The organism is Borrelia coriaceae, assembly GCF_023035295.1.
Classification (GTDB): domain Bacteria; phylum Spirochaetota; class Spirochaetia; order Borreliales; family Borreliaceae; genus Borrelia; species Borrelia coriaceae.
Genome location: NZ_CP075076.1, coordinates 487,878 through 507,171, shown reverse-complemented (window position 1 = coordinate 507,171; position 19,294 = coordinate 487,878). Strand labels below are relative to the sequence as shown.

Below are 19,294 nucleotides of genomic sequence, written 5' to 3'. Positions count from 1 at the left end.
ACTACTCACCTAAAACCTATTTTTTTACCCCTGATTTTCCTACTTTTCGTCTGATTATTTCACTATCATATTTAATTCCTTTACCCTTATATGGTTCTGGAACCCTTAAACTCCTAATCTCAGCAGCAACTTGGCCAACTCTACACTTATCTATTCCCTCAACAGCAATCTTGGTATTACCATCAAGACGAATATTAATTCCTTCAGGGATTACATACTCAAATTGAGTTGAATATCCCAAGTTAAAAAAAAGACTTGTTCCTTGTTGCTCAACCCTATACCCTATACCACTAATAGTCAGAGATTTAGAAAACCCATCAGATACTCCCTTAACCATATTAAAAATTAAACTTCTATAAAGCCCATGAAAAGACCTTGTTTGTTTATCATTAAAAGAACGCTCAACAACAATATTGTTATCCTCAATTTTAACCTTAATGTTATTCTTTATCTCTTGGCTTAATTTGCCTCTCTTTCCCTCAACTGTTACTATGTTGTCTTTAATATCAACTTTCACAGAGTCAACTATATTTATAGGAAGTTTACCAATACGTGACATATTTACCTACCTCTTAGCCTTACCAAACTGAGCAAATTAGCTCACCACCCACTTTATTATCTTTGGCTTGCTTGCCAGTAATAACACCTCTTGAAGAAGACACTATTAATATGCCATACCCATTTTTTATTCTTGGCATATTTTTGTATGAAGAATAAACTTTTCTACCAGGAGTTGAAATAGCATCTATTCTATTTATAGCCGGATTTCTATTATTATCATAATTTAACATTGCCTTAATAAAAGGAATACCCTTTTTATCAAAAATATTATAATTTTTAATATAACCCTCTTCCTTTAGAATGTCTAAGATAGACTTATTTATTTTAGACATCTTTAAGTCTACATATTCATGCTTAACCCTACTTGCATTTCTTATCTTAGTTAACATATCTCCTACTGAATGCGTAACAGCCATAAATTCTCCTTACCAGCTTGATTTTGAAACACCAGGAATTAATCCTGCAGATGCATGATTCCTAAAGCATATACGACACATACCAAAATCTCTCATATACCCCTTTGGACGCCCACATAATTTACATCTGTTTTTCTGCCTCGTTTTATATTTTGGATTTCGTAAGGCCTTAACTATCATTGACTTTTTAGCCATAAATAAAAACTCCTTTAATTACTAAATGGCATACCAAACTTAGAAAGCAAAGCTTTACCCTCTTTATCGTTTAAAGCTGTAGTTACTATTGTAACATTCAAGCCAGAGATCCTCTCTATTTTATCATAATCTATTTCAGAAAATATTATTTGCTCAGCTATTCCAAAAGAGTAATTACCATTACCATCAAAAGCATTGCCATTTAAACCTCTAAAATCCTTAACACGAGGCAATGCCAAGTTAATAAGTTTATATAAAAATTCATACATAATATTACCACGAAGGGTAACCTTAGCACCTATCTCTTGACCTTGCCTAATCTTAAATCCAGCAATGGCTTTCTTCGCCTTTGTCTTAACAGAACGCTGTCCAGTAATTTGTCCAAGCTCAAAAATAGCTGAATCTAAAAGCTTTTTATTTTTAACAGCATCACCCACTCCCATAGAAACAACAATTTTCTCTATTTTTGGAGCCTGCATAATAGATTTATATTGGAACTCACTAACAAGCTCTTTTATAATATTATCTTTATAATGCCTCTTTAACTCAGGAACATAACTCATAAGCTAAACATTCTCCCCATTCTTTTTAAGGTATCTCTTTTTCTCATTATTTTCAAATTTAAACCCTATTCTTGAAGCTATACCATTTGAAAATAACATCACATTTGAAATATCTATAGGTGCTTCCTTATCAATTATTTTGCTTTTCTCTTGAGGAGTTCTTGCCTTGATAACTTTTTTAACCATATTACAAGATTTAACAATAACTTTAAGATTCTTTCTATCAATACTAACAACCTCGCCCGTCTTACCTCTATCCTTACCACAAAGGATCTTTACATTGTCTCCCACTTTCAATTTTGTTTTCATAAATAGCCCCTTATATCACCTCTGAAGCCAATGAGACAACTTTCATAAAATTAGCATCTCTTAGCTCCCTTGCAACAGGTCCAAAAACTCTCTTACCTCTCGGATTCAAATTAGCATCAAGTATAACACATGCATTATCATCAAATCTAACATAAGTCCCATTCTTACGTCTTATCTCTTTTGATGTCCTAACAATTACTGCTTTATGCACCTCTCCTTTCTTAATAGGTGAATTAGGAATTGCTTGCTTTACAGCAACAACTATTATATCTCCAACCTTAGCAAATCGTTTTTTACTTCCACCAAGAACTTTTATGCATTGTGCTATCTTACCGCCAGTATTGTCAGCAACCGTTAAATATGTCTGCATCTGTACCATAATTAATCTCCTCTATAAAAATGACTGAAATTACTTTGATCTCTCCAAAATTTCAACAAGCATCCATCTTTTCTCTTTACTAATAGGTCTAGACTCAATAATTTTTACCTTATCTCCAAGTTTTGATTCTTCTCGCTCATCATGAGCCTTAACTCTCCTACTAACTTTTAAATATTTATGATAAATAGGATGCATCTTCCTTTGCACAATCTCAACAATTATTGTTTTACTCATTTTATCACTAACAACCTTGCCAATTAGCTCTTTCTTATTTTCCCTTGCCATAACACCTAAACCTTTCTAATACCTATTTCATACTCACGAACTATTGTATTAAGCCTTGCAATGTCTCGCCTTAACTCTCTTTTTTTTAAAGGATTTTCAACATGACCAACTACAGCCTTAAATCTTAATTCCATATATTCTTTTTTCAAAGCCAATCTCTTAGTCTTAGCATCTTCAATAGTAAGATCCCTAAACTTTTTCAACATAATTTCACCTCAAATCTCGTCTTACTACAAATGTAGTTTTAACCGGTAGCTTAGAACTAGCAAGCATCATAGCGTCCTCAGCAAGTTCTCTAGAAACTCCAGACATTTCAAACATAACAGTCCCGAGCTTAACAGGGGCATTCCAATGATCAACTCCTCCCTTACCCTTACCCATTCTCGTTTCAGCTGGCTTCCTAGTATAAGGAATGTCTGGAAATATTCTAATCCAAACCTTACCACCCCTTTTAACTCTACGAGTCATAGCAACACGAGCTGCCTCAATTTGCCTTGAAGTAATAAAATATGTCTCAAGAGAGACAAGTCCATATTCCCCAAAAGATATTTTGTTACCCTTCTGAGCCTCTCCAGAAAGTCTCCCTCTTTGCTTCTTTCTATATTTAACCTTTTTAGGACTTAACATTTAACGCTCCTTAAAGATTCTAGACATCAGAACCATTTTTCTTCTTAAAACTATTATTGGATTTAGCTCCAAACTCTAATTTTTTCCTAGAAAATTTATCGTCATTTAAAATTTTCCTACTCTTATCATCTACCCTACTCTTTTCAAAATACTCACTATTTTCCCTTGAGGATTTCTTGTTAATCACTTGACCAGCATCTGAATTAATCTGTTTTCCTAAAACTTCTCCCTTAAACAACCAAACTTTAACACCAATAACACCATAAGTTGTCTGCGCCTCAGCAAAACCATAGTCTATATCAGCTCTAAGAGTATGTAAAGGTACTCGCCCTTCTTTAACTTCAAAACTTCTGGCAATCTCAGCTCCACCAAGTCTGCCTGAGACTTTAATTTTCACACCTTGAACACCTTTAGAAATAGAAGATAAAAGAGAAGACTTCAAAAGTTTTCTATAAGAAGCTCTATTTTCTAACTGCTTTGCTATTCCATTAGCAACAATTTGCGCATCAAACTCTGGCTTCTTAATCTCCTTAATTTTAATATTAATTTTTTTAGATATTTTCCTAGTTAATAATTGTCCAATTTTTTCAAGATTGGCACCCTTAACTCCAATAACAGAACCAGGTCTTGGAGTTGAAATTACTACTGTTACTCTTTGAAGATTATTCCTAATAATCTCTATATCAGAAATATCAAACTTAATGCCTTTAAGAAACTTCATAGTTTCATGTCTTATTAAGAAATCTTCGTGAAGAATTTCAGAATATAATTTTTTATCAAAATACCATTTTGATTTCCAATCTCTATTTATCTTAATTCTTAAACTGTAAGGATGTACTTTTTGACCCATATCTTATTCTCCACCATACATCTTTTCATAAACTTCAACAAAAATATGACAACTTCTATTAATAAGCCTATCTGCTCTGCCTCTAGCTCTAGGCCAAATGCTTTTACGCCTTCGTCCATCATCCACCATGACTGTTTTTATAAATATCATATCTTCAGAAAGATTCCTATTATGATACATAGCATTCGATGCTGCTGATTTAACCACTTTACCTAAAAGTTTAGCACATTTATTGGGCATAGAATAAAGTATTGCAACAGCTTCATTATAAGGTTTTCCCCGTATGTTATCAGCTATAGGCCTTACTTTTTTTGGAGAAGATGGCAAATTCTTGCCTCTTGCAGTATATCTTCTATTTACAAACATAAACTCTACTTCCTTCCCTTCTTATCTGATTTAGCATGCCCCCTAAAAATTCTTGTAGGAGAAAATTCCCCAAGCTTATGCCCAACAAGGTCTTCAGTAATATACACAGGAATAAAAGACTTCCCATTGTAAACAGATATAGTAAGACTTACCATTTCAGGAATTATTGTTGAGGACCTAGAATAGGTTTTAATAACCACTCTTTTTTCTCTGCCAGAAGAGGCTAAAACTTTTTGATAAAGACTTTTTTCTATAAAAGGTCCTTTTTTAATAGATCTTGCCACTACACGCTCCTAATTATTTCTTCTTTTAATGATAAATTTATCTGAATACTTATTTTTCTTCCGTGTCTTATATCCCTTAGCTGGTTGTCCCCAAGGAGATACAGGATGACGACCACCAGAAGTCTTACCTTCACCACCCCCATGTGGGTGATCGATAGGATTCATCGCAACACCTCTTACCTTAGGTCTTTTACCAAGCCACCTACTCTTACCAGCCTTACCAATAGAAATATTCACATAATCTTCATTACCAACTTCTCCAAGAGTTGCCATGCATTTCTTAAAAATCATGCGCATCTCACCTGATGGGAGCTTAACAGTTACATAATTCCCTTCAGAAGCAAGCACCATCGCATAGCCCCCAGCACCTCTTACAAGCTGCCCACCTTTTCCAACATTAAGTTCAATGTTATGCACTGTCCTACCAATAGGAATATTTTCAAGTGGCAAAGAATTGCCAATCCTTATTGGAGAATTTGGACCACTCTCCAATATATCACCAACTTTAATTCCTTTAGGAGCAATAATATATCTTTTTTCTCCATCTTTGTAAACAAGCAAAGCTATATTAGAACTTCTATTTGGATCATATTCAATAGACACAACTCGAGCAGGTATACCAAACTTATCCCTTCTTCCAAAGTCAATCTCTCTATACCGTCTTTTATGTCCCCCACCTCTTCTTCTAACACTAATTCTTCCAGAAGAATCTCTTCCAGCCCTAGATATCTTCCCCTTAGTTAAAGACTTCAAAGGATTATTACCCTTACTTAACTCATCAAAAGATAAAGTTGTCTTATAACGTAAAGATGAAGTTTTTGGCCTATAAGTCTTAATACCCATATACTTTCTCCAAAACCACTAAAAAATATCTATCTTATCTTCTTTTTTAAGATAAACATACGCCTTTTTCCATGAAGAAGTTCTCCCTTTACCAATAGGATAACCTTTTCTTGATACAACCCTTTTAACCTTGCTCTTAACATTAAGCAAATTACATGATATTGGAGTAACATTAAAAAGCTCTTTAATCGCAGCGCCAATCTCTTTTTTATTTGCTTGCTTCCTAACCTTAAAAGCATAAACATTCATATTCTCTCTTTGAACATTAGTTTTCTCAGTAAGCATAGGCGAAATTATTATATCATAAGCTTTCATAACTAATCCTTAACATCTTATTTCATATAAAGCCCATTAAGCCCATTAACAGCAGACTCAAGGGCTATTAAATTTTTAGCATAAAATAAATCAACAACTCTAAGTCTATTAAAAGATAAAATCTTTAAATCTCTTATATTTCTTCCTGCTCTCTTTATCATCTGATCATCATCACCTAATAAAATTACTGTTTTACCATTAACCTTTATAAAATTTTTAATTATCAAAGCAAGTTCTCTTGTCTTTCCTGACTCAATAGTAAAATTCTCAACAACTTTCAATCTATCTTCTACAGATGCACATAGACTTAAAACCGATCTAAAAGCAAGTCGTTTAACTTTTTTTGGAAGCTTATAACCATAGTCTCTTGGTTTTGGACCTAAAGCTATACCCCCACCAACCCAAACTGGATTTCTCTTAGTACCAACTCTTGCACGTCCTGTGCCCTTTTGTTTCCAAGGCTTCTTAGAACTACCTCTAACCTCAGACCTAGTCTTAGTTGAAGCTGTTCCAACTCTAAGATTGGCTAATTCATTATTAATAGCATTATATATAGAACCATAACTAATATCTATATTAAAAACTCCATCCTCTAAATTTATCGTTCGAAGTTCTTGTCCATCCTTAGAAAAAACTTTTCTTTCCATATTAAACACCCACTTTTTTTGCCTTTTTAACAATAACAAAAGAACCCTTTACTCCTGGCACAGCTCCTTTTACCAAAATGGCTCTTTTCTCTTCATCAATAAAAACAACTTCAAGATTTTGAATAGTCTGTCGCTCTCCACCCATTCTGCCAGCCATTTTAGTCCCCTTAAAGGTTCTAGCAGGTGTAGTAGCTTGACCCGTACCACCAAGATGTCTATGAAATTTAGAACCATGTGAAGAGGGACCACCTCTAAAATTATGCCTCTTCATAGCTCCTTGAAAACCTTTACCCTTAGTAGTACCAGTAATATCTACATACTTAATCTCTCTAAAAGCATCAAGCCCCACTTCATCTCCAGCATCGTAACCCTTAAGTCCCTTAAATTCTGTAACATATTTCTTAGGCTCAACATTCTCCAAGTTTTTATACTGACCTTTGATAGGTTTTGAAATTTTAGAACTCTTGAGATCAACAGAACCCATTATAAGAGCATCATATCCATCTCTTTCTACTGTTTTTTTTCCTATAACATAATTGGGTTCAAATTCTATCACCGTCACAGGCACCACAACCCCATTGCCTTGAAAGACCTGCGTCATGCCAACTTTTTTTCCAATCAATCCCAACATTAAAACACCTCAAATTCATAACTTAAAAAATCTATTTACTGCTTAATATCAACTTCCACTCCCGCAGGAAGCTCTAACTTCATTAAAGAGTCCATTAAAGCAGAAGTAGGCTCTAAAATATCAATAAGCCTCTTATGAGTTCTCATTTCAAATTGTTCTCTTGATTTTTTATTAACATGAGGAGAACGCAAAACAGTATATTTTTTTATCTTTGTCGGCAAAGGAATAGGACCTTTAATTTGTGCCTTAGATTTCTGAACAGCTCTAACAATAGATTCAGCACTTTGATCTAATATTTTAACATCAAAACTAAAAAGTCTTACCCGTATCTTATCTTTAGTAATCAATTTATTCTCCTAAAGTTTAGAGATATAAATCTCTCTAAACCCTACACTATTCTAATATTTCAAGAATCCTTCCTGAAGCAACCGTTCTACCGCCTTCTCTAACAGCAAACTCAACATTCTTATCCATAGCTATTGAAGATATAAGTTCAACAATAATATCAACATTATCTCCAGGCATAACCATTTCTTTACCCTCTAAGCTAACCATACCTGTAACATCTGTTGTTCTAAAGAAAAACTGTGGTCTATATCCTGAAAAGAATGGCTTATGTCTTCCACCTTCTTCTTTAGTTAAACAATATATAGAGGCTTTGAACTTTTTATGAGGAGTAATTGTCCCAACAGCAGCGATAACTTGACCTCTCTCAATATCTTTTTTATCAACACCTCTTAACAAAAGACCAACATTATCTCCTGCCTCACCCTGTTCAAGAATTTTTTGAAACATTTCAACACCAGTAACAGTTGTTTTTCTGGTTTCTTTAATTCCAACGATTTCAACTTCTTGTCCAACTTTAATAATACCTCTTTCAATACGCCCAGTAGCAACAGTACCACGTCCAGAAATAGAAAACACATCTTCAACAGCAAGCAAAAATGGCTTATCAATATCTCTCTCAGGAAGATCAAAATAATTATCCATAGTTTCAAGAAGTTCCTTTATGCATTTTGTAGCTTCAGGATCATCAGGATTTGACATAGCCCCAAAAGCTGAACCCTTTACTATTGGTGTATCACCAGGAAAACCATATTTTTCAACAAGTTCTAAAACCTCAACTTCAACAAGTTCAACAAGTTCAGGATCTGCTAAATCTAGCTTATTTAAAAATACTATTATTTTCTTTATCCCCATTCGCTGAGCAAGAAGTAAATGTTCCTTTGTTTGAGGCTCTGCTCCACTATCAGCAGCAACCAATAATATTGCCGCATCCATTTGAGCTGCACCTGTAATCATATTTTTAATATAATCAGCGTGTCCAGGACAATCGACGTGAGCATAATGCCTACCTTCAGTTTCATACTCAATATGTCTGGCATTAATTGTTATTCCTCTTGCTTTCTCTTCAGGCGCATTATCAATATCTTCATACTTAAGCGCCTTAGCATCTTTATTTACTTTTGAACAATAAATACTAATAGCTGCGGTTAATGTTGTTTTACCGTGGTCAACATGCCCTATTGTACCCACATTCATATGTGGCTTTGTTCTCTGAAAAACTTCCTTAGCCATGAATCACCTCCCAAAATTTGTACTCTAAATCTTTACCTATCTTTCAAAACTCTTATTTTTTAAGAATTCTAATTTGCTCTCTTATCAAGATACATCAATTATACAATAAATAAAGCTACTATATTAAAAATATAATTTCTTAGAAATTGACCCGATTTTTCGTGTTTTTCTAAAAGAATTCTTAACAACTACATTAGTTTACATGCTATTTAGGATATAGTCAATACATTTAATATAAAAACATATTTAAAACAAGCAATATCTCATAAATACACAATGAACAATTATAAAAATAATTTAAAAAAATTAATGATACTAAATTTACTGATTATTTTAAGCTTACCACTAAAAAGATTACAATAAACTTATGTCACAGTATAATTTAAAATATAAATTATTAAACATGATTACAATATTCATTATATCCATAACTATATCATGCATAAAAAATAACTCTATAAAGTCCAAAGAAATCAGCAGGGAAATTACTCATATTGTGAGTATAAAACACACTACAAAAAAAATTGAAATTGTAAGATTTTATATCAACAATAAAAATAAATTAATTATCACTCTTAAAAACAATAAAAAAAGAGATATCAAGAAAAATTCATTAGCTATTTTTAAAAAAGGAAATAAAATAGGTCATATGATTAAAGAAGGCCTGCAAGCAGGCGAAGAAAAAACTTTTAAAGTAAATATCAATATCAATAAAAAACACAAAAACATATTCTATATATTTCTAAAGCAAGATTAATTTATTTATTAATAATTTTTAATTAAACCTAACGGCAAATGAACTAGCCCAAATCTAAACATTGCTCCTATTGTGCCTTCAACCAATATTTAGTAAGAGTCACACCCAACAAAATAATCAAAGCTATATAATTTGCAATCATCAAAGCATATCCCAACGAATCTTCTATAATTCCAAAATACTGAAATATGAAAACAGATGGTAAGCGAATAACCCAAAGACGCATAAAGATAACAATCATAGCAAGCCTAGTAAAACCCGACCCTATTAATCCTCCAAAAAAAACTTGTTGCAAACCAAAGCCAATCGATCCAATGGATGCCAATAACAAATAATTATTAGCATAACTCAAAACTTCTAAATCATCTGTAAAAGCACCTATTATAACCTCCCTTAAAGAGATTATAAATATTGCTACTGTGAGCATTACTACAAAAGTAATAAAAAATCCTTTTTTTAAAGTATCGCCTACTCTATTAACATTTTTTGCACCAAGATTTTGTCCAACAATTGAAACAATCCCAGTACCAATGCTAATTCCAGGAAGAATCAGAAGAGAAACGATACTATTAGCCATCCCATAAGCAGCTAAAAATTTCGCACTGATCTGAATTACAACATAATTAAAAATCAAAAACGACAGAGAAGCCATCACTTGGCCAAAAATTGCTGGAAGTCCCAATCTAATAATATCTTGTATTAAAACAATATCTGGCTTAAGGCCCTTTAAGGTCACTCTAAGTCCACAATTTAGTCTATAAGTAAAAAAAAGATAAGACACAACTATAATTAATTTTGAGAAAAGAGTAGACCAAGCGGCACCAGCAATACCTAAATCAAAGGTAAAAATTAAGATTGGATCAAGAATAAAATTCATAATATTTGCAATTAAAATGAGCATCATCGCAATCAAAGTCTCTCCCTGAGAATTTAATATATATATAATAGAAATACTCATAAACATTACAGGTATCGCATAAGTCACAACATAAAAATAAGATTTTGTAAGTTCTCTAAGTTCACCACTTACATCCATAACATTCAAAACAAGATCCATAAATATTAGAACTAAAACTGTAATAATCAAGGACATTACAACATTTAAAAATATTAATTGTCCTGCATATTTTGAAAACTTAGTAAAAACCTCCTCTCCTATACATCTGGACATTAATGATACACTACCTATGGACATTCCCATAGCAAAGCCCATAATAAGAAAATTAATAGGGCCAATAAAAGATAATGCAGCAAGTGGCATAGATCCAAGCTTCCCAACATAAAAAATATCTGCAAGTTCATAAAGAGACTGCAAAACATTAGTTATTACAATAGGCAGACTGATCACTAAAATTACTCGATATAAATTACCTTTCAAAATTAATTCTCTAGTTTTAGTTCTACTTACGAACATAAAAAACACACCTTAAAGTCTATTATACTAATAAAACTGTCAACTTTTATAAAAAACACGCTTTTATTTAATTATCTAAAATAAATAAAGTAGCTCATGAAGCTTATAAAAAATCATTTACTTGAATAATAACTAAAAATAAATTAATTAAACACAATGTCGATATGTTTTATACAAAACATATCGACTGAACCATCACTATAGACAATACTAATAATAATTTTTCTTACATTGTTCTGTTTTAAAAAGACAAACGTACTTTTAATAACACAAAAAAGTTTCTACTTATCTTCTACCCTCTTAATTTTTGCTCCTAAAAAACTTAACTTGGCAACAACGTCCTCATATCCCCTCTCAATCTGATAAACATTTTGAATACAACTCTCACCCTCAGCACAAAGAGCTGCAATAAGCAAAGACATACCAGCCCTAACATCAGGAGAAGAAACATTACTTCCTTTAAGAACAGCCTTACCTGTAACTACCACACGATGGGGATCACAAAGAACAATCTGAGCACCCATTTTTATAAGCTTATCTACAAAAAACATTCTTGATTCAAACATTTTCTCAAAGATAAGAACAGTTCCATTAACCTGAGTAGCAGTTACTATCATTATACTCATAAGATCCGTTGGGAAAGCCGGCCATGGTCCATCATCAATCTTGGGAATATGTCCTCCAAAATCTAATTTTACCTTTAAAGTCTGTTTTTCCTTAACATATATATTCTCGTTATCATACTCAAAATTAATGCCAAGCCTTGAATATACATGCCTTATTAAAACAAAATTTTGGGGATCAGCCTGGCTAATCTCAAGCTCACCACCTGTTAATGCAGCAAGACTAATCAAAGAACCTATTTGCATAAAATCAGCGCCGATACGAAATCTAGTTCCACTCAATCTTTTCACACCTCTTATTCTAAGCATATTAGAACCAATACCAGAAATATCAGCACCCATAGAATTTAACATCTTACACAAATCTTGAACATGCGGTTCACATGCAGCATTCATTACCACAGTTTCACCAAAAGCAAGAACAGACGCCATAATAATGTTTTCAGTAGCGGTAACTGAGGCCTCATCTAAAAACATCTCAGCACCAATTAACTTATCTACTTCTAAAACAATTCGTTCACTCTCTATTAATTTAGCACCAAGCTTACCAAGTCCATAAAAATGAGTATCAAGACGCCTTTTACCAATAACATCTCCACCAGGTGGGGCAATATCGATTTTACCACACCTAGCAAGCATAGGCCCCACAAATAAAATTGAAGCTCTAATTAAATCCGTCAAAGACGAATCCATATCAGTTTTTACAACATTTAAAGCTTTAATTTTAAGAGTATTACCTTGAATTAAAATGTCAACCCCTAGATCCTTTAAAATGCTCAAAATAACTTCTACATCTTTAATATCTGGAATATTTTCTAAAATAACTTCTTCATCTGTAAGTAATGCTGCTGTAATGCAAGGCAAAGCTGCATTCTTATTTCCACTAGCTGTTATTTTCCCACCTATTTTAAAACCACCCTCTACAAGATAGCTATACATTATTACCTCCAAACCAAACAAAGGAGTTGCATAAACAAAACACATTTTGTCAAAAAAAAGGTATCTTTTTAAATTGTACTATTATTCTCAACACCACCATCAAAATCAATATATTCTCTTACAACCTCAACCGCTACAGCCTTGCCATCATCAATTTCAACTATAACACCATTAAAGCCAAGTCCATCCCAAGATTCAGTAAACCTATTATTCAAAAAACCTCTTAAAAACTTATCTATTTCAAATTTAGGAGAATACCCAATAACACTATCCAAACTGCCAACTCTACCAAGATCAGTAATAACTGCAGTATCATCAAAAATCCTAAGATCTGCTGTTAATATTCTCTTACCAATACCCAAACAAGCACTGGCTCTAGATTTTAGATAAAAAAACATAGCATTAACCTCAGCAGTGGTACTTGAATCAAAAAGAACAATTATATTATTAGTATATAACTTAATTTTTTCGTAAACATAATCGAAAGCAAAAAAAGGATTATTAAAATTATATTTAGTAATTCCTGTTTGACCAACAAGTCTAATTACAGCAACCTTACAGCCATTAACATTGTAAACAAAATAAGAGTGACCTCTTAATCTGGTAGGATAATTTAAAGGTTTTAAAATAAAACTATATTTATCAAGTTCATCACTCAATTCAGCTCTTACAAACGCATTCTCTCCTAAAGTTAAAACATCAATACCATATTTTTTGAGCAAAAATGCATGTCTCTTACAAAGACCTCGAAAACCTGTAGTAAAATTATTACCAGATACCACAAAATCAATTCTCTTTCGTTGTCTAAAAGAAGACACAAAATTCTTTACAACAACAATGCCAGGCTTACCTACAACTTCTCCAGCAATCAAAATCCGCAAACTCACCAAGCCCTCTCTCTTTACCTATCCAGATTAAAAAACTTAGAAATAACATTTTTTAAAATAAAATTTGATACAAAAAAGCTCACCACAATTGAAATAACAATCATAAAAAAAACTAAAATAAACTGAAAAATAGAAGCAACGATAATATTTAATTTAGCAACAAAAATAAATTCAAGAAAAAATACAAAGAACATCAAAGATAAATTAATCAATGAACATAAAATAAAGTATAAAATTTTCATAATTTGGTAATTTGATTTTTGGCAAATAAATCGTAAATTATAAATAGAGTTATCCCTATAACAACATAAGTGTCTGCAAAATTAAAGGTTGGCCATCTTTGAAGCCCAAAAATGCCAAAGAATTTTACATCCAAGAAATCTACAACTCCTAAAGGTCTAAAGAGTCTATCAATAATATTTCCAATGCCACCAGATAAAATCAATACAAGAGCAATCTTAGGCATGGTATTAGTTTCTTTTAAAGCAAAATAAAAAACAAAAATCAAAATAATAATAGGAATTATAAGGAAAAACAAGTTTTTCAAGCTAGAATCAATATTAGAACCTATTGAAAATAAAACACCAGTATTTCTAACATGTATTATTTTAAAAAAATCTCCAAAAAAAGATACAAATTCAGTCCCAATCTTAATATACTTAACAACTAAATACTTAGACCATTGATCAAAAAAAACCAAAATGGAGATAAATATAAAATTGGTAATTAATCTGTTTTTGTTTACATTCATATAAAATCCTTATAAATTAGTATCTTTTAAAATAAAATCAACCTCTAATTTTTTTTGACTCTTAAAATATTCCATTAATTTTTTTAAACCAAATGTCTCGGTAAAATAATGACCAGCGAATATCAAATTCACACCATATTCTTCAGCTAAAGGATATATCTGATGAGAAGTATCTCCTGTAATGAATAAATCAACACTATTTTCTAATGCTTCTTCAAAAAAAGAATATCCAGCGCCACTAACAATAGCCACCTTCTCAACATATTCCTTAAATTTTTTGTAATAAAGAAGATGTTTATTATGAGTTTCAATTCTTTTTAAAATTTCAGAAAAATTTAAACCAGCAACAGAAATAACACCTAAATTGCTCCCCTCATAATTTGCAAAGGGAATAGGACTATGGAAGCCAAAAAAATCAGACAACACTTTACTATGTGAATAAATAGGATGAGCATCCATCGGCAAATGAACACAGTAAAGCGACAAATCATTCTCAATAAGCCATTTAATTTTTTCATATATTCCAGAAACAATTCTTTCTGATTTTGACCAAAAAATACCATGATGAGTTATTAAAAAATCATAATCTTTTGCTTCTCTTAAAGTCGCCATACTTGCATCAACAGCAAAAGCAACTCTCTTAACCTCACAGTCCAAATTACCTACTTGAAGTCCATTAATACTCTTATCAATGTTCTCATAGTCTTTTACCTTAAATATTTCATCCAAATTAAATGATAATTCTTTAACAGTCAAATTAAGTTCTCCAAATTAAAGCATAACTTCTTTTATATCTATACCTTCTATGAGAATAAAGATTGCTATTACAATAAGTACACAAACCTGAATCCTCAACGTCTAAATTAAAATTAGAAATCAACCCCAAATTAAAATTAGCATTGTCAAAATATATTTTATCATTCTTTTTATAAAAAGACATATCTAATAACTTCTTACTAAACTTTAAATTCACTTCTGACAAAAACTCTGATGCAACCTCATAACAACATGCCCTGTTATAAGGCCCAAATACAACTTTCAAGTCTTCAAAATTTGAACCCATATCCTCAAACATAAATAACATTTTCAAAATGATGAGCTTAAAACTACCCTTATATCCACTATGAGCAAGACCAATATACTTCTTTGATTTGTCAAACATATATATCGGAAGACAATCTGCATAGTAAGCAAGAAGAGCAACATTGCTAAGAGAAGACACAAGCCCATCTCCTTCTTGAAAATTAACAAAATCATCAGAAACTTCATAAACAATATTTGTATGTAATTGCTTTAAATACTTTATTTTTTTAGTTTTAGGAATAAAACTAAAATTATCACTACTAATATCTCTTACATCTAAATCAAAAGGTTTTTTAGTATAGATCAATTTAACACTAGGATCTAATTCAAACTCATAATAAAGTTCTCTCTCCACTATTCTCATAATCTGAACTCTTCACCAAGATAAAGCTTTTTGGCTTTCTCGCTATTTATAATATAATCAACATTTCCCTCATCAAGAACTTGCCCTTGATAGATAATATACGCTCTATCTATTATATCAAAAGCATCCCTTACATTATGATCAGTAATTAAAACTCCAATATTTTTACTCTTCAAAATTTTTATTATATCTTTTATATCCCCAATAGCAATGGGATCAATACCTGCAAAAGGCTCATCAAGTAATAAAAAATATGGACTTACAGCCAAAGCCCTGGCTATTTCAGTTCGCCTTCTCTCTCCACCAGAAAGAGTATAAGCCTTTTGATGTTGTATTCTCTTGATTTCAAAGTCTTTAAGTAAATTGACAAGTTCCATCTTACGCTCACTTTTAGACAAATCTTCCCGCCTCTCTAGAGCAATCAAAATATTATCTTCAACTGTAAGTTCTCTAAAAATAGATGGTTCTTGTGGCAGATACACAATCCCTAGCCGCGCTCGCTCATACATGTTAAGACCAGAAATATCATGACTATTTATCAAGACTCGCCCACTATTAGCTTTAATAAAACCTACTATGGTATAAAATGTCGTGGTTTTCCCAGCACCATTAGGACCAAGCAGTCCTACAACTTCACCTCGATGAACATCAATGGTCACACCATTAACGGCTAATTTTTTTCCATATTTCTTAACAATATTATCTGCTTTCAGGACAATATCAGTAACAGTATCAGGACTAAGCCTCTCTTTAATTGACCTTATATTATTCTTCCTGTTGAGGAATATCTTCCTCCACTTGAGTAAATTTACCTTCAACATCACCCTCAAGATTATATTTTTTTGTTTCTGTATTAAAAATTATCCTTGAAGCAGAATAATAATTATCATCTTGATAAATTACAGGAATCCCCTCAAGAACAATCTCCTTATCTTCTTTATTATAAATTCCATTTTCAGCTCGTGCAAAAATATCACCTTTATATATCTTAACAGAATACTGCATAATATAAACACTTGTCTTACGACTACCTTCAATTCTTTCAGCCTTAACAACAAGTTCATTTTCCAAATCTTCAAGCTCAACACCTTTTTGAAGATAAAAATTATCTGATTTTCTATTAACAAATAAAAATTGTGACTTAACATTCATTTTATTCACATGATCTTCATAATAAACATTGCCACGAGCCTCAATGTAAGAACTTCCTTCTCCATAAATTTCAATTTCATCAGCTCTAAGCTTAAAATCAGAAGAAATTACCTCAGGATTTCCCTTCAAAATAATTCTCCTATAAACAGAAGAAAAAATACCATGTGAAAAATCCGCTTTAAAAGTAAATTCCTTCTTTTTCTGTGTATCATCTTCGCTTTTCAACTGCGCAGATTTATCAAAACTCTTTTTATCTTGTGCATAACTATTGAAAAAAAAAACAAAAACTAAACAGATAATCAAATTTTTCATTTTACAAATCCTTCAATACCAGAATAAAAATAAAAATTATTATTTTTAAAAAAATATGCAAATCCCTTTCCAGTTATATTACTCTCATTAAATCTAATAAATACTAACTCATTTGCAGGAGATAATAACTTTTTTTCACTATCTTTCCATAAAAGCTTATTGGTATTAATCAGATAATAGTTATTCTCATCTTCTATTTTTAACTCCACAGAATCTTTCATATCTAAATCTTTATCAACATGCGAACCTTCCAAACTATTAAATTTACCCGAAATCCGATTTTCTAAAGCATGAGACAAAAATCTTCCATTAGCCACTTTATAAATCTTATAATGATTAAAATAACTAAAGCTTAAAGCTTCCAATATGGTCTGCTTCTTTCCAGCAACAACATTATGATAACTAATTCCCAATATTTGTATTGAAGGGGTTTCCTTGGCAACTCCTTTCCTATTAGAATACTCATCATAATCGAAAGTACAACTTAAGAAAAACAAAAGAGGCACAAAATAAAACAAAGCAAATCTTATCATACAAGTCCTTACACAAGCTTATAAAAAAATACCTTGAAACTTTCCAATTGCAAAATAAATACCAAAATACCTCAATACAGCTCCCATCAATCAGATCCAAAGAATTATTACGCACACCTGCCAAATCTCAAACTTTTAAAATATAAGTTACTTATAACATATAAAAGCCCTGATTTTATTAAAAAAACTCATCTTTACGGGTCTCCACACAAAGTATAACAATTATGCAATACTACTAAAAATTTTTCACTAAAATTTCTTTTATACTACTACGCTTCATTGGATTTGAGTTAATAAATCTTTTAGAATCAACAAAAATAACATGATAATTTTTATATAGCTCAAGACTAGAATCGGTATTAGAATTTGAAAGCAAAAACTTAGCTCCTTTTGTATCTATTTTATTGCAAAAATGTAGTAATTTTTTATGCATTTCAAAATCAAATCCATATTTACTATAATTTGTAAAATTACTTGTTTTTGAACGAGGTATATAAGGCGGATCAAGATATACAAAATCATCTTTCTTTATAAAATCAAGTAAACAAAAAAAATCTAGATTTAAAACCTTAACCTCCCTTAAAAGCTTAGACGCCAATTGTAAATTCTTCACTTCGTAAAGACTAATCTTTTTATATTTACCAAAAGGAGTATTAAATATCCCATTACTATTTTCCCTATAAAGACCGTTATAACAAGTTTTATTCAAATAAAGAAAAATACATGCCTTTTGTAAATTAGTCAAATCCTCGTTATTAAAACTATTCCTAATATAAACATAATACTCCTTAGTTAAAGGAGTATTATTATATTTTTCAATTTCTAATAAAAAATTATCTAAATTATGAGCAATTTCCCTATAAAAATTAATCAAATGAAAATTTATATCATTAATAATGGAATTTCTTAAGTTCAAAGCAAAAAATAATGCTCCTCCTCCTACAAAAGGCTCGATATAATTATTAAAAGCATGAGGAATATTACTTAAAATAGACTTCAATAAATTTTTCTTACCACCAGCCCATTTCAAAATAGGACGTATTGCAATGTTCATACTAATATTAAGCATAATAATGTTCAAACTCATCGTCCCTTTTATAAGTTAAAATTTCATCTTCTTTAAACCAAAGGGGTATTTCACGAAGAGCATCAACAACACTAGCAGAGGCATGAATTACATTATAAACTGGAAACTCCTTCTCATTTGCATATTTAAAACTATGATAAGCAAAATCACCTCTTATTGTCCCAGGCAAAGCCATCTTTGGTTCTGTAGAACCACAAAATTTTCTAACAACCTCAACAACTTCAACACCTTCAACAACAAAAACAAAAATTGGAGAACTTATTATAAAATTAATCAAAGATTTCCAAACACACTCACTATGCCTTACAGCAATATCATCATATAAATAATGTGCCTCGGCCATTTCTCTATTAATTAACATCATCTTAGCAGCTACAATTTTTAATCCCGTTCTCTCAAATCTAGAAATTACATTGCCAATCAAACCCCTTCTAACCCCATCAGGTTTAATAATACATAACGTTCTTTGTATTAAAGTAGACATAAAAAACCTCCCAATGTTTTCAATACAATTCAAGTTAATTATAAGACATAACTTATTGA

Annotated in this window: 30 protein-coding genes; 1 reads left to right on the top strand and 29 read right to left on the bottom strand. The window is 31.4% G+C overall.

Features of this window, described 5'->3' with window-relative positions; genetic code table 11:
* Positions 1–16: 16 nt before the first annotated feature.
* The 18 genes from rplF to tuf are packed head-to-tail and all read right to left on the bottom strand — an operon-like array spanning position 17 to position 8,849.
* Complete coding sequence (gene rplF, locus bcCo53_RS02475) at positions 17–559, bottom strand: 50S ribosomal protein L6 (RefSeq protein WP_025408115.1); 543 nt, start codon at positions 557–559, stop codon at positions 17–19.
* 19 nt (positions 560–578) lie between these two features.
* The gene (gene rpsH / locus bcCo53_RS02470; protein WP_025408114.1) at positions 579–977 is read right to left on the bottom strand and encodes a 30S ribosomal protein S8; all 399 of its coding nucleotides are present in this window, start codon (positions 975–977) and stop codon (positions 579–581) included.
* 9 nt (positions 978–986) lie between these two features.
* The gene (locus tag bcCo53_RS02465; RefSeq protein ID WP_025408113.1) at positions 987–1,172 is read right to left on the bottom strand and encodes a type Z 30S ribosomal protein S14; all 186 of its coding nucleotides are present in this window, start codon (positions 1,170–1,172) and stop codon (positions 987–989) included.
* 14 nt (positions 1,173–1,186) lie between these two features.
* Complete coding sequence (gene rplE / locus bcCo53_RS02460) at positions 1,187–1,735, bottom strand: 50S ribosomal protein L5 (RefSeq protein ID WP_025408112.1); 549 nt, start codon at positions 1,733–1,735, stop codon at positions 1,187–1,189.
* A gap of 3 nt (positions 1,736–1,738) precedes the next feature.
* On the bottom strand, positions 1,739–2,044 hold the full coding sequence (gene rplX / locus bcCo53_RS02455) for a 50S ribosomal protein L24 (protein WP_025408111.1): 306 nt from the start codon (positions 2,042–2,044) through the stop codon (positions 1,739–1,741).
* A 10-nt stretch (positions 2,045–2,054) separates the two neighbouring features.
* On the bottom strand, positions 2,055–2,423 hold the full coding sequence (rplN, locus tag bcCo53_RS02450) for a 50S ribosomal protein L14 (RefSeq protein WP_025408110.1): 369 nt from the start codon (positions 2,421–2,423) through the stop codon (positions 2,055–2,057).
* A gap of 30 nt (positions 2,424–2,453) precedes the next feature.
* On the bottom strand, positions 2,454–2,708 hold the full coding sequence (rpsQ, locus tag bcCo53_RS02445) for a 30S ribosomal protein S17 (protein ID WP_025408109.1): 255 nt from the start codon (positions 2,706–2,708) through the stop codon (positions 2,454–2,456).
* 5 nt (positions 2,709–2,713) lie between these two features.
* Entirely contained in the window at positions 2,714–2,914 is a 201-nt protein-coding gene (rpmC, locus tag bcCo53_RS02440; RefSeq protein ID WP_025408108.1) for a 50S ribosomal protein L29, read from the bottom strand.
* A 4-nt stretch (positions 2,915–2,918) separates the two neighbouring features.
* Positions 2,919–3,335: a 50S ribosomal protein L16 gene (gene rplP / locus bcCo53_RS02435; protein ID WP_025408107.1), complete on the bottom strand. Its 417-nt coding sequence runs from the start codon at positions 3,333–3,335 to the stop codon at positions 2,919–2,921.
* Between the two features lie 19 nt (positions 3,336–3,354).
* Positions 3,355–4,185 (bottom strand): 30S ribosomal protein S3, encoded by an 831-nt coding sequence (gene rpsC, locus bcCo53_RS02430; RefSeq protein ID WP_025408106.1) that lies wholly within the window; start codon positions 4,183–4,185, stop codon positions 3,355–3,357.
* A 3-nt stretch (positions 4,186–4,188) separates the two neighbouring features.
* Positions 4,189–4,551 (bottom strand): 50S ribosomal protein L22, encoded by a 363-nt coding sequence (gene rplV, locus bcCo53_RS02425; protein WP_025408105.1) that lies wholly within the window; start codon positions 4,549–4,551, stop codon positions 4,189–4,191.
* A 5-nt stretch (positions 4,552–4,556) separates the two neighbouring features.
* On the bottom strand, positions 4,557–4,835 hold the full coding sequence (gene rpsS / locus bcCo53_RS02420) for a 30S ribosomal protein S19 (protein ID WP_025408104.1): 279 nt from the start codon (positions 4,833–4,835) through the stop codon (positions 4,557–4,559).
* Positions 4,836–4,844: 9 nt separating this feature from the next.
* Entirely contained in the window at positions 4,845–5,678 is an 834-nt protein-coding gene (rplB, locus tag bcCo53_RS02415) for a 50S ribosomal protein L2 (RefSeq protein WP_025408103.1), read from the bottom strand.
* An 18-nt stretch (positions 5,679–5,696) separates the two neighbouring features.
* On the bottom strand, positions 5,697–5,993 hold the full coding sequence (rplW, locus tag bcCo53_RS02410; RefSeq protein ID WP_025408102.1) for a 50S ribosomal protein L23: 297 nt from the start codon (positions 5,991–5,993) through the stop codon (positions 5,697–5,699).
* Between the two features lie 17 nt (positions 5,994–6,010).
* Positions 6,011–6,640 (bottom strand): 50S ribosomal protein L4, encoded by a 630-nt coding sequence (gene rplD / locus bcCo53_RS02405; protein WP_025408101.1) that lies wholly within the window; start codon positions 6,638–6,640, stop codon positions 6,011–6,013.
* Between the two features lies 1 nt (position 6,641).
* A complete protein-coding gene (gene rplC, locus bcCo53_RS02400; protein ID WP_025408100.1) occupies positions 6,642–7,271 on the bottom strand; it encodes a 50S ribosomal protein L3 in 630 nt (209 codons plus the stop codon).
* A gap of 35 nt (positions 7,272–7,306) precedes the next feature.
* Positions 7,307–7,618: a 30S ribosomal protein S10 gene (gene rpsJ, locus bcCo53_RS02395; RefSeq protein ID WP_011772424.1), complete on the bottom strand. Its 312-nt coding sequence runs from the start codon at positions 7,616–7,618 to the stop codon at positions 7,307–7,309.
* A 46-nt stretch (positions 7,619–7,664) separates the two neighbouring features.
* Positions 7,665–8,849, bottom strand: a complete 1,185-nt coding sequence (tuf, locus tag bcCo53_RS02390; protein ID WP_025408099.1) for an elongation factor Tu — start codon at positions 8,847–8,849, stop codon at positions 7,665–7,667.
* Positions 8,850–9,345: 496 nt separating this feature from the next.
* Between tuf and bcCo53_RS02385 the strand changes: the two genes are divergently transcribed.
* Positions 9,346–9,606 carry a hypothetical protein gene (locus tag bcCo53_RS02385; protein ID WP_425387130.1) on the top strand — a complete coding sequence of 87 codons (261 nt, stop codon included), beginning with the start codon at positions 9,346–9,348 and terminating at the stop codon, positions 9,604–9,606.
* A gap of 67 nt (positions 9,607–9,673) precedes the next feature.
* On the opposite strand, the gene bcCo53_RS02380 is transcribed toward bcCo53_RS02385, so the two are convergent.
* The 11 genes from bcCo53_RS02380 to bcCo53_RS02325 form a co-directional block, all read right to left on the bottom strand.
* Positions 9,674–11,020 (bottom strand): MATE family efflux transporter, encoded by a 1,347-nt coding sequence (locus tag bcCo53_RS02380; protein ID WP_025408097.1) that lies wholly within the window; start codon positions 11,018–11,020, stop codon positions 9,674–9,676.
* 281 nt (positions 11,021–11,301) lie between these two features.
* Positions 11,302–12,582, bottom strand: a complete 1,281-nt coding sequence (gene murA / locus bcCo53_RS02375; RefSeq protein WP_025408096.1) for a UDP-N-acetylglucosamine 1-carboxyvinyltransferase — start codon at positions 12,580–12,582, stop codon at positions 11,302–11,304.
* 68 nt (positions 12,583–12,650) lie between these two features.
* A complete protein-coding gene (locus bcCo53_RS02370; protein ID WP_025408095.1) occupies positions 12,651–13,469 on the bottom strand; it encodes a TIGR00282 family metallophosphoesterase in 819 nt (272 codons plus the stop codon).
* Between the two features lie 238 nt (positions 13,470–13,707).
* Positions 13,708–14,220 (bottom strand): signal peptidase II, encoded by a 513-nt coding sequence (gene lspA / locus bcCo53_RS02360; protein WP_025408094.1) that lies wholly within the window; start codon positions 14,218–14,220, stop codon positions 13,708–13,710.
* Positions 14,221–14,229: 9 nt separating this feature from the next.
* Entirely contained in the window at positions 14,230–14,976 is a 747-nt protein-coding gene (locus bcCo53_RS02355) for a Nif3-like dinuclear metal center hexameric protein (protein ID WP_025408093.1), read from the bottom strand.
* 1 nt (position 14,977) lies between these two features.
* Positions 14,978–15,667, bottom strand: coding sequence for a peptidoglycan editing factor PgeF (gene pgeF / locus bcCo53_RS02350; RefSeq protein WP_028328328.1), 690 nt, complete (start codon positions 15,665–15,667; stop codon positions 14,978–14,980).
* Positions 15,664–16,455, bottom strand: a complete 792-nt coding sequence (lptB, locus tag bcCo53_RS02345; RefSeq protein ID WP_025408092.1) for an LPS export ABC transporter ATP-binding protein — start codon at positions 16,453–16,455, stop codon at positions 15,664–15,666. Before lptB ends, pgeF begins: the two co-directional genes overlap by 4 nt.
* The gene (locus bcCo53_RS02340) at positions 16,433–17,131 is read right to left on the bottom strand and encodes an LptA/OstA family protein (RefSeq protein WP_028328329.1); all 699 of its coding nucleotides are present in this window, start codon (positions 17,129–17,131) and stop codon (positions 16,433–16,435) included. Before bcCo53_RS02340 ends, lptB begins: the two co-directional genes overlap by 23 nt.
* On the bottom strand, positions 17,128–17,664 hold the full coding sequence (locus tag bcCo53_RS02335; RefSeq protein WP_038365347.1) for a hypothetical protein: 537 nt from the start codon (positions 17,662–17,664) through the stop codon (positions 17,128–17,130). The genes bcCo53_RS02340 and bcCo53_RS02335 overlap by 4 nt, the downstream gene beginning before the upstream one ends.
* A 235-nt stretch (positions 17,665–17,899) precedes the next feature.
* Positions 17,900–18,751, bottom strand: coding sequence for a DNA adenine methylase (locus tag bcCo53_RS02330; RefSeq protein ID WP_241766538.1), 852 nt, complete (start codon positions 18,749–18,751; stop codon positions 17,900–17,902).
* Positions 18,726–19,235 (bottom strand): nucleoside-diphosphate kinase, encoded by a 510-nt coding sequence (locus tag bcCo53_RS02325; RefSeq protein WP_025408090.1) that lies wholly within the window; start codon positions 19,233–19,235, stop codon positions 18,726–18,728. The genes bcCo53_RS02330 and bcCo53_RS02325 overlap by 26 nt, the downstream gene beginning before the upstream one ends.
* Between the last annotated feature and the right edge of the window lie 59 nt (positions 19,236–19,294).

Coding starts and splice junctions, on each gene's coding strand:
- rplF (WP_025408115.1), bottom strand. CDS start 559: ATGTCACGTATTGGTAAACTTCCTATAAATATAGTTGACTCTGTGAAA.
- rpsH (WP_025408114.1), bottom strand. CDS start 977: ATGGCTGTTACGCATTCAGTAGGAGATATGTTAACTAAGATAAGAAAT.
- bcCo53_RS02465 (WP_025408113.1), bottom strand. CDS start 1,172: ATGGCTAAAAAGTCAATGATAGTTAAGGCCTTACGAAATCCAAAATAT.
- rplE (WP_025408112.1), bottom strand. CDS start 1,735: ATGAGTTATGTTCCTGAGTTAAAGAGGCATTATAAAGATAATATTATA.
- rplX (WP_025408111.1), bottom strand. CDS start 2,044: ATGAAAACAAAATTGAAAGTGGGAGACAATGTAAAGATCCTTTGTGGT.
- rplN (WP_025408110.1), bottom strand. CDS start 2,423: ATGGTACAGATGCAGACATATTTAACGGTTGCTGACAATACTGGCGGT.
- rpsQ (WP_025408109.1), bottom strand. CDS start 2,708: ATGGCAAGGGAAAATAAGAAAGAGCTAATTGGCAAGGTTGTTAGTGAT.
- rpmC (WP_025408108.1), bottom strand. CDS start 2,914: ATGTTGAAAAAGTTTAGGGATCTTACTATTGAAGATGCTAAGACTAAG.
- rplP (WP_025408107.1), bottom strand. CDS start 3,335: ATGTTAAGTCCTAAAAAGGTTAAATATAGAAAGAAGCAAAGAGGGAGA.
- rpsC (WP_025408106.1), bottom strand. CDS start 4,185: ATGGGTCAAAAAGTACATCCTTACAGTTTAAGAATTAAGATAAATAGA.
- rplV (WP_025408105.1), bottom strand. CDS start 4,551: ATGTTTGTAAATAGAAGATATACTGCAAGAGGCAAGAATTTGCCATCT.
- rplB (WP_025408103.1), bottom strand. CDS start 5,678: ATGGGTATTAAGACTTATAGGCCAAAAACTTCATCTTTACGTTATAAG.
- rplW (WP_025408102.1), bottom strand. CDS start 5,993: ATGAAAGCTTATGATATAATAATTTCGCCTATGCTTACTGAGAAAACT.
- rplD (WP_025408101.1), bottom strand. CDS start 6,640: ATGGAAAGAAAAGTTTTTTCTAAGGATGGACAAGAACTTCGAACGATA.
- rplC (WP_025408100.1), bottom strand. CDS start 7,271: ATGTTGGGATTGATTGGAAAAAAAGTTGGCATGACGCAGGTCTTTCAA.
- tuf (WP_025408099.1), bottom strand. CDS start 8,849: ATGGCTAAGGAAGTTTTTCAGAGAACAAAGCCACATATGAATGTGGGT.
- bcCo53_RS02380 (WP_025408097.1), bottom strand. CDS start 11,020: ATGTTCGTAAGTAGAACTAAAACTAGAGAATTAATTTTGAAAGGTAAT.
- murA (WP_025408096.1), bottom strand. CDS start 12,582: ATGTATAGCTATCTTGTAGAGGGTGGTTTTAAAATAGGTGGGAAAATA.
- lspA (WP_025408094.1), bottom strand. CDS start 14,220: ATGAATGTAAACAAAAACAGATTAATTACCAATTTTATATTTATCTCC.
- pgeF (WP_028328328.1), bottom strand. CDS start 15,667: ATGAGAATAGTGGAGAGAGAACTTTATTATGAGTTTGAATTAGATCCT.
- bcCo53_RS02340 (WP_028328329.1), bottom strand. CDS start 17,131: ATGAAAAATTTGATTATCTGTTTAGTTTTTGTTTTTTTTTTCAATAGT.
- bcCo53_RS02335 (WP_038365347.1), bottom strand. CDS start 17,664: ATGATAAGATTTGCTTTGTTTTATTTTGTGCCTCTTTTGTTTTTCTTA.
- bcCo53_RS02330 (WP_241766538.1), bottom strand. CDS start 18,751: ATGAGTTTGAACATTATTATGCTTAATATTAGTATGAACATTGCAATA.
- bcCo53_RS02325 (WP_025408090.1), bottom strand. CDS start 19,235: ATGTCTACTTTAATACAAAGAACGTTATGTATTATTAAACCTGATGGG.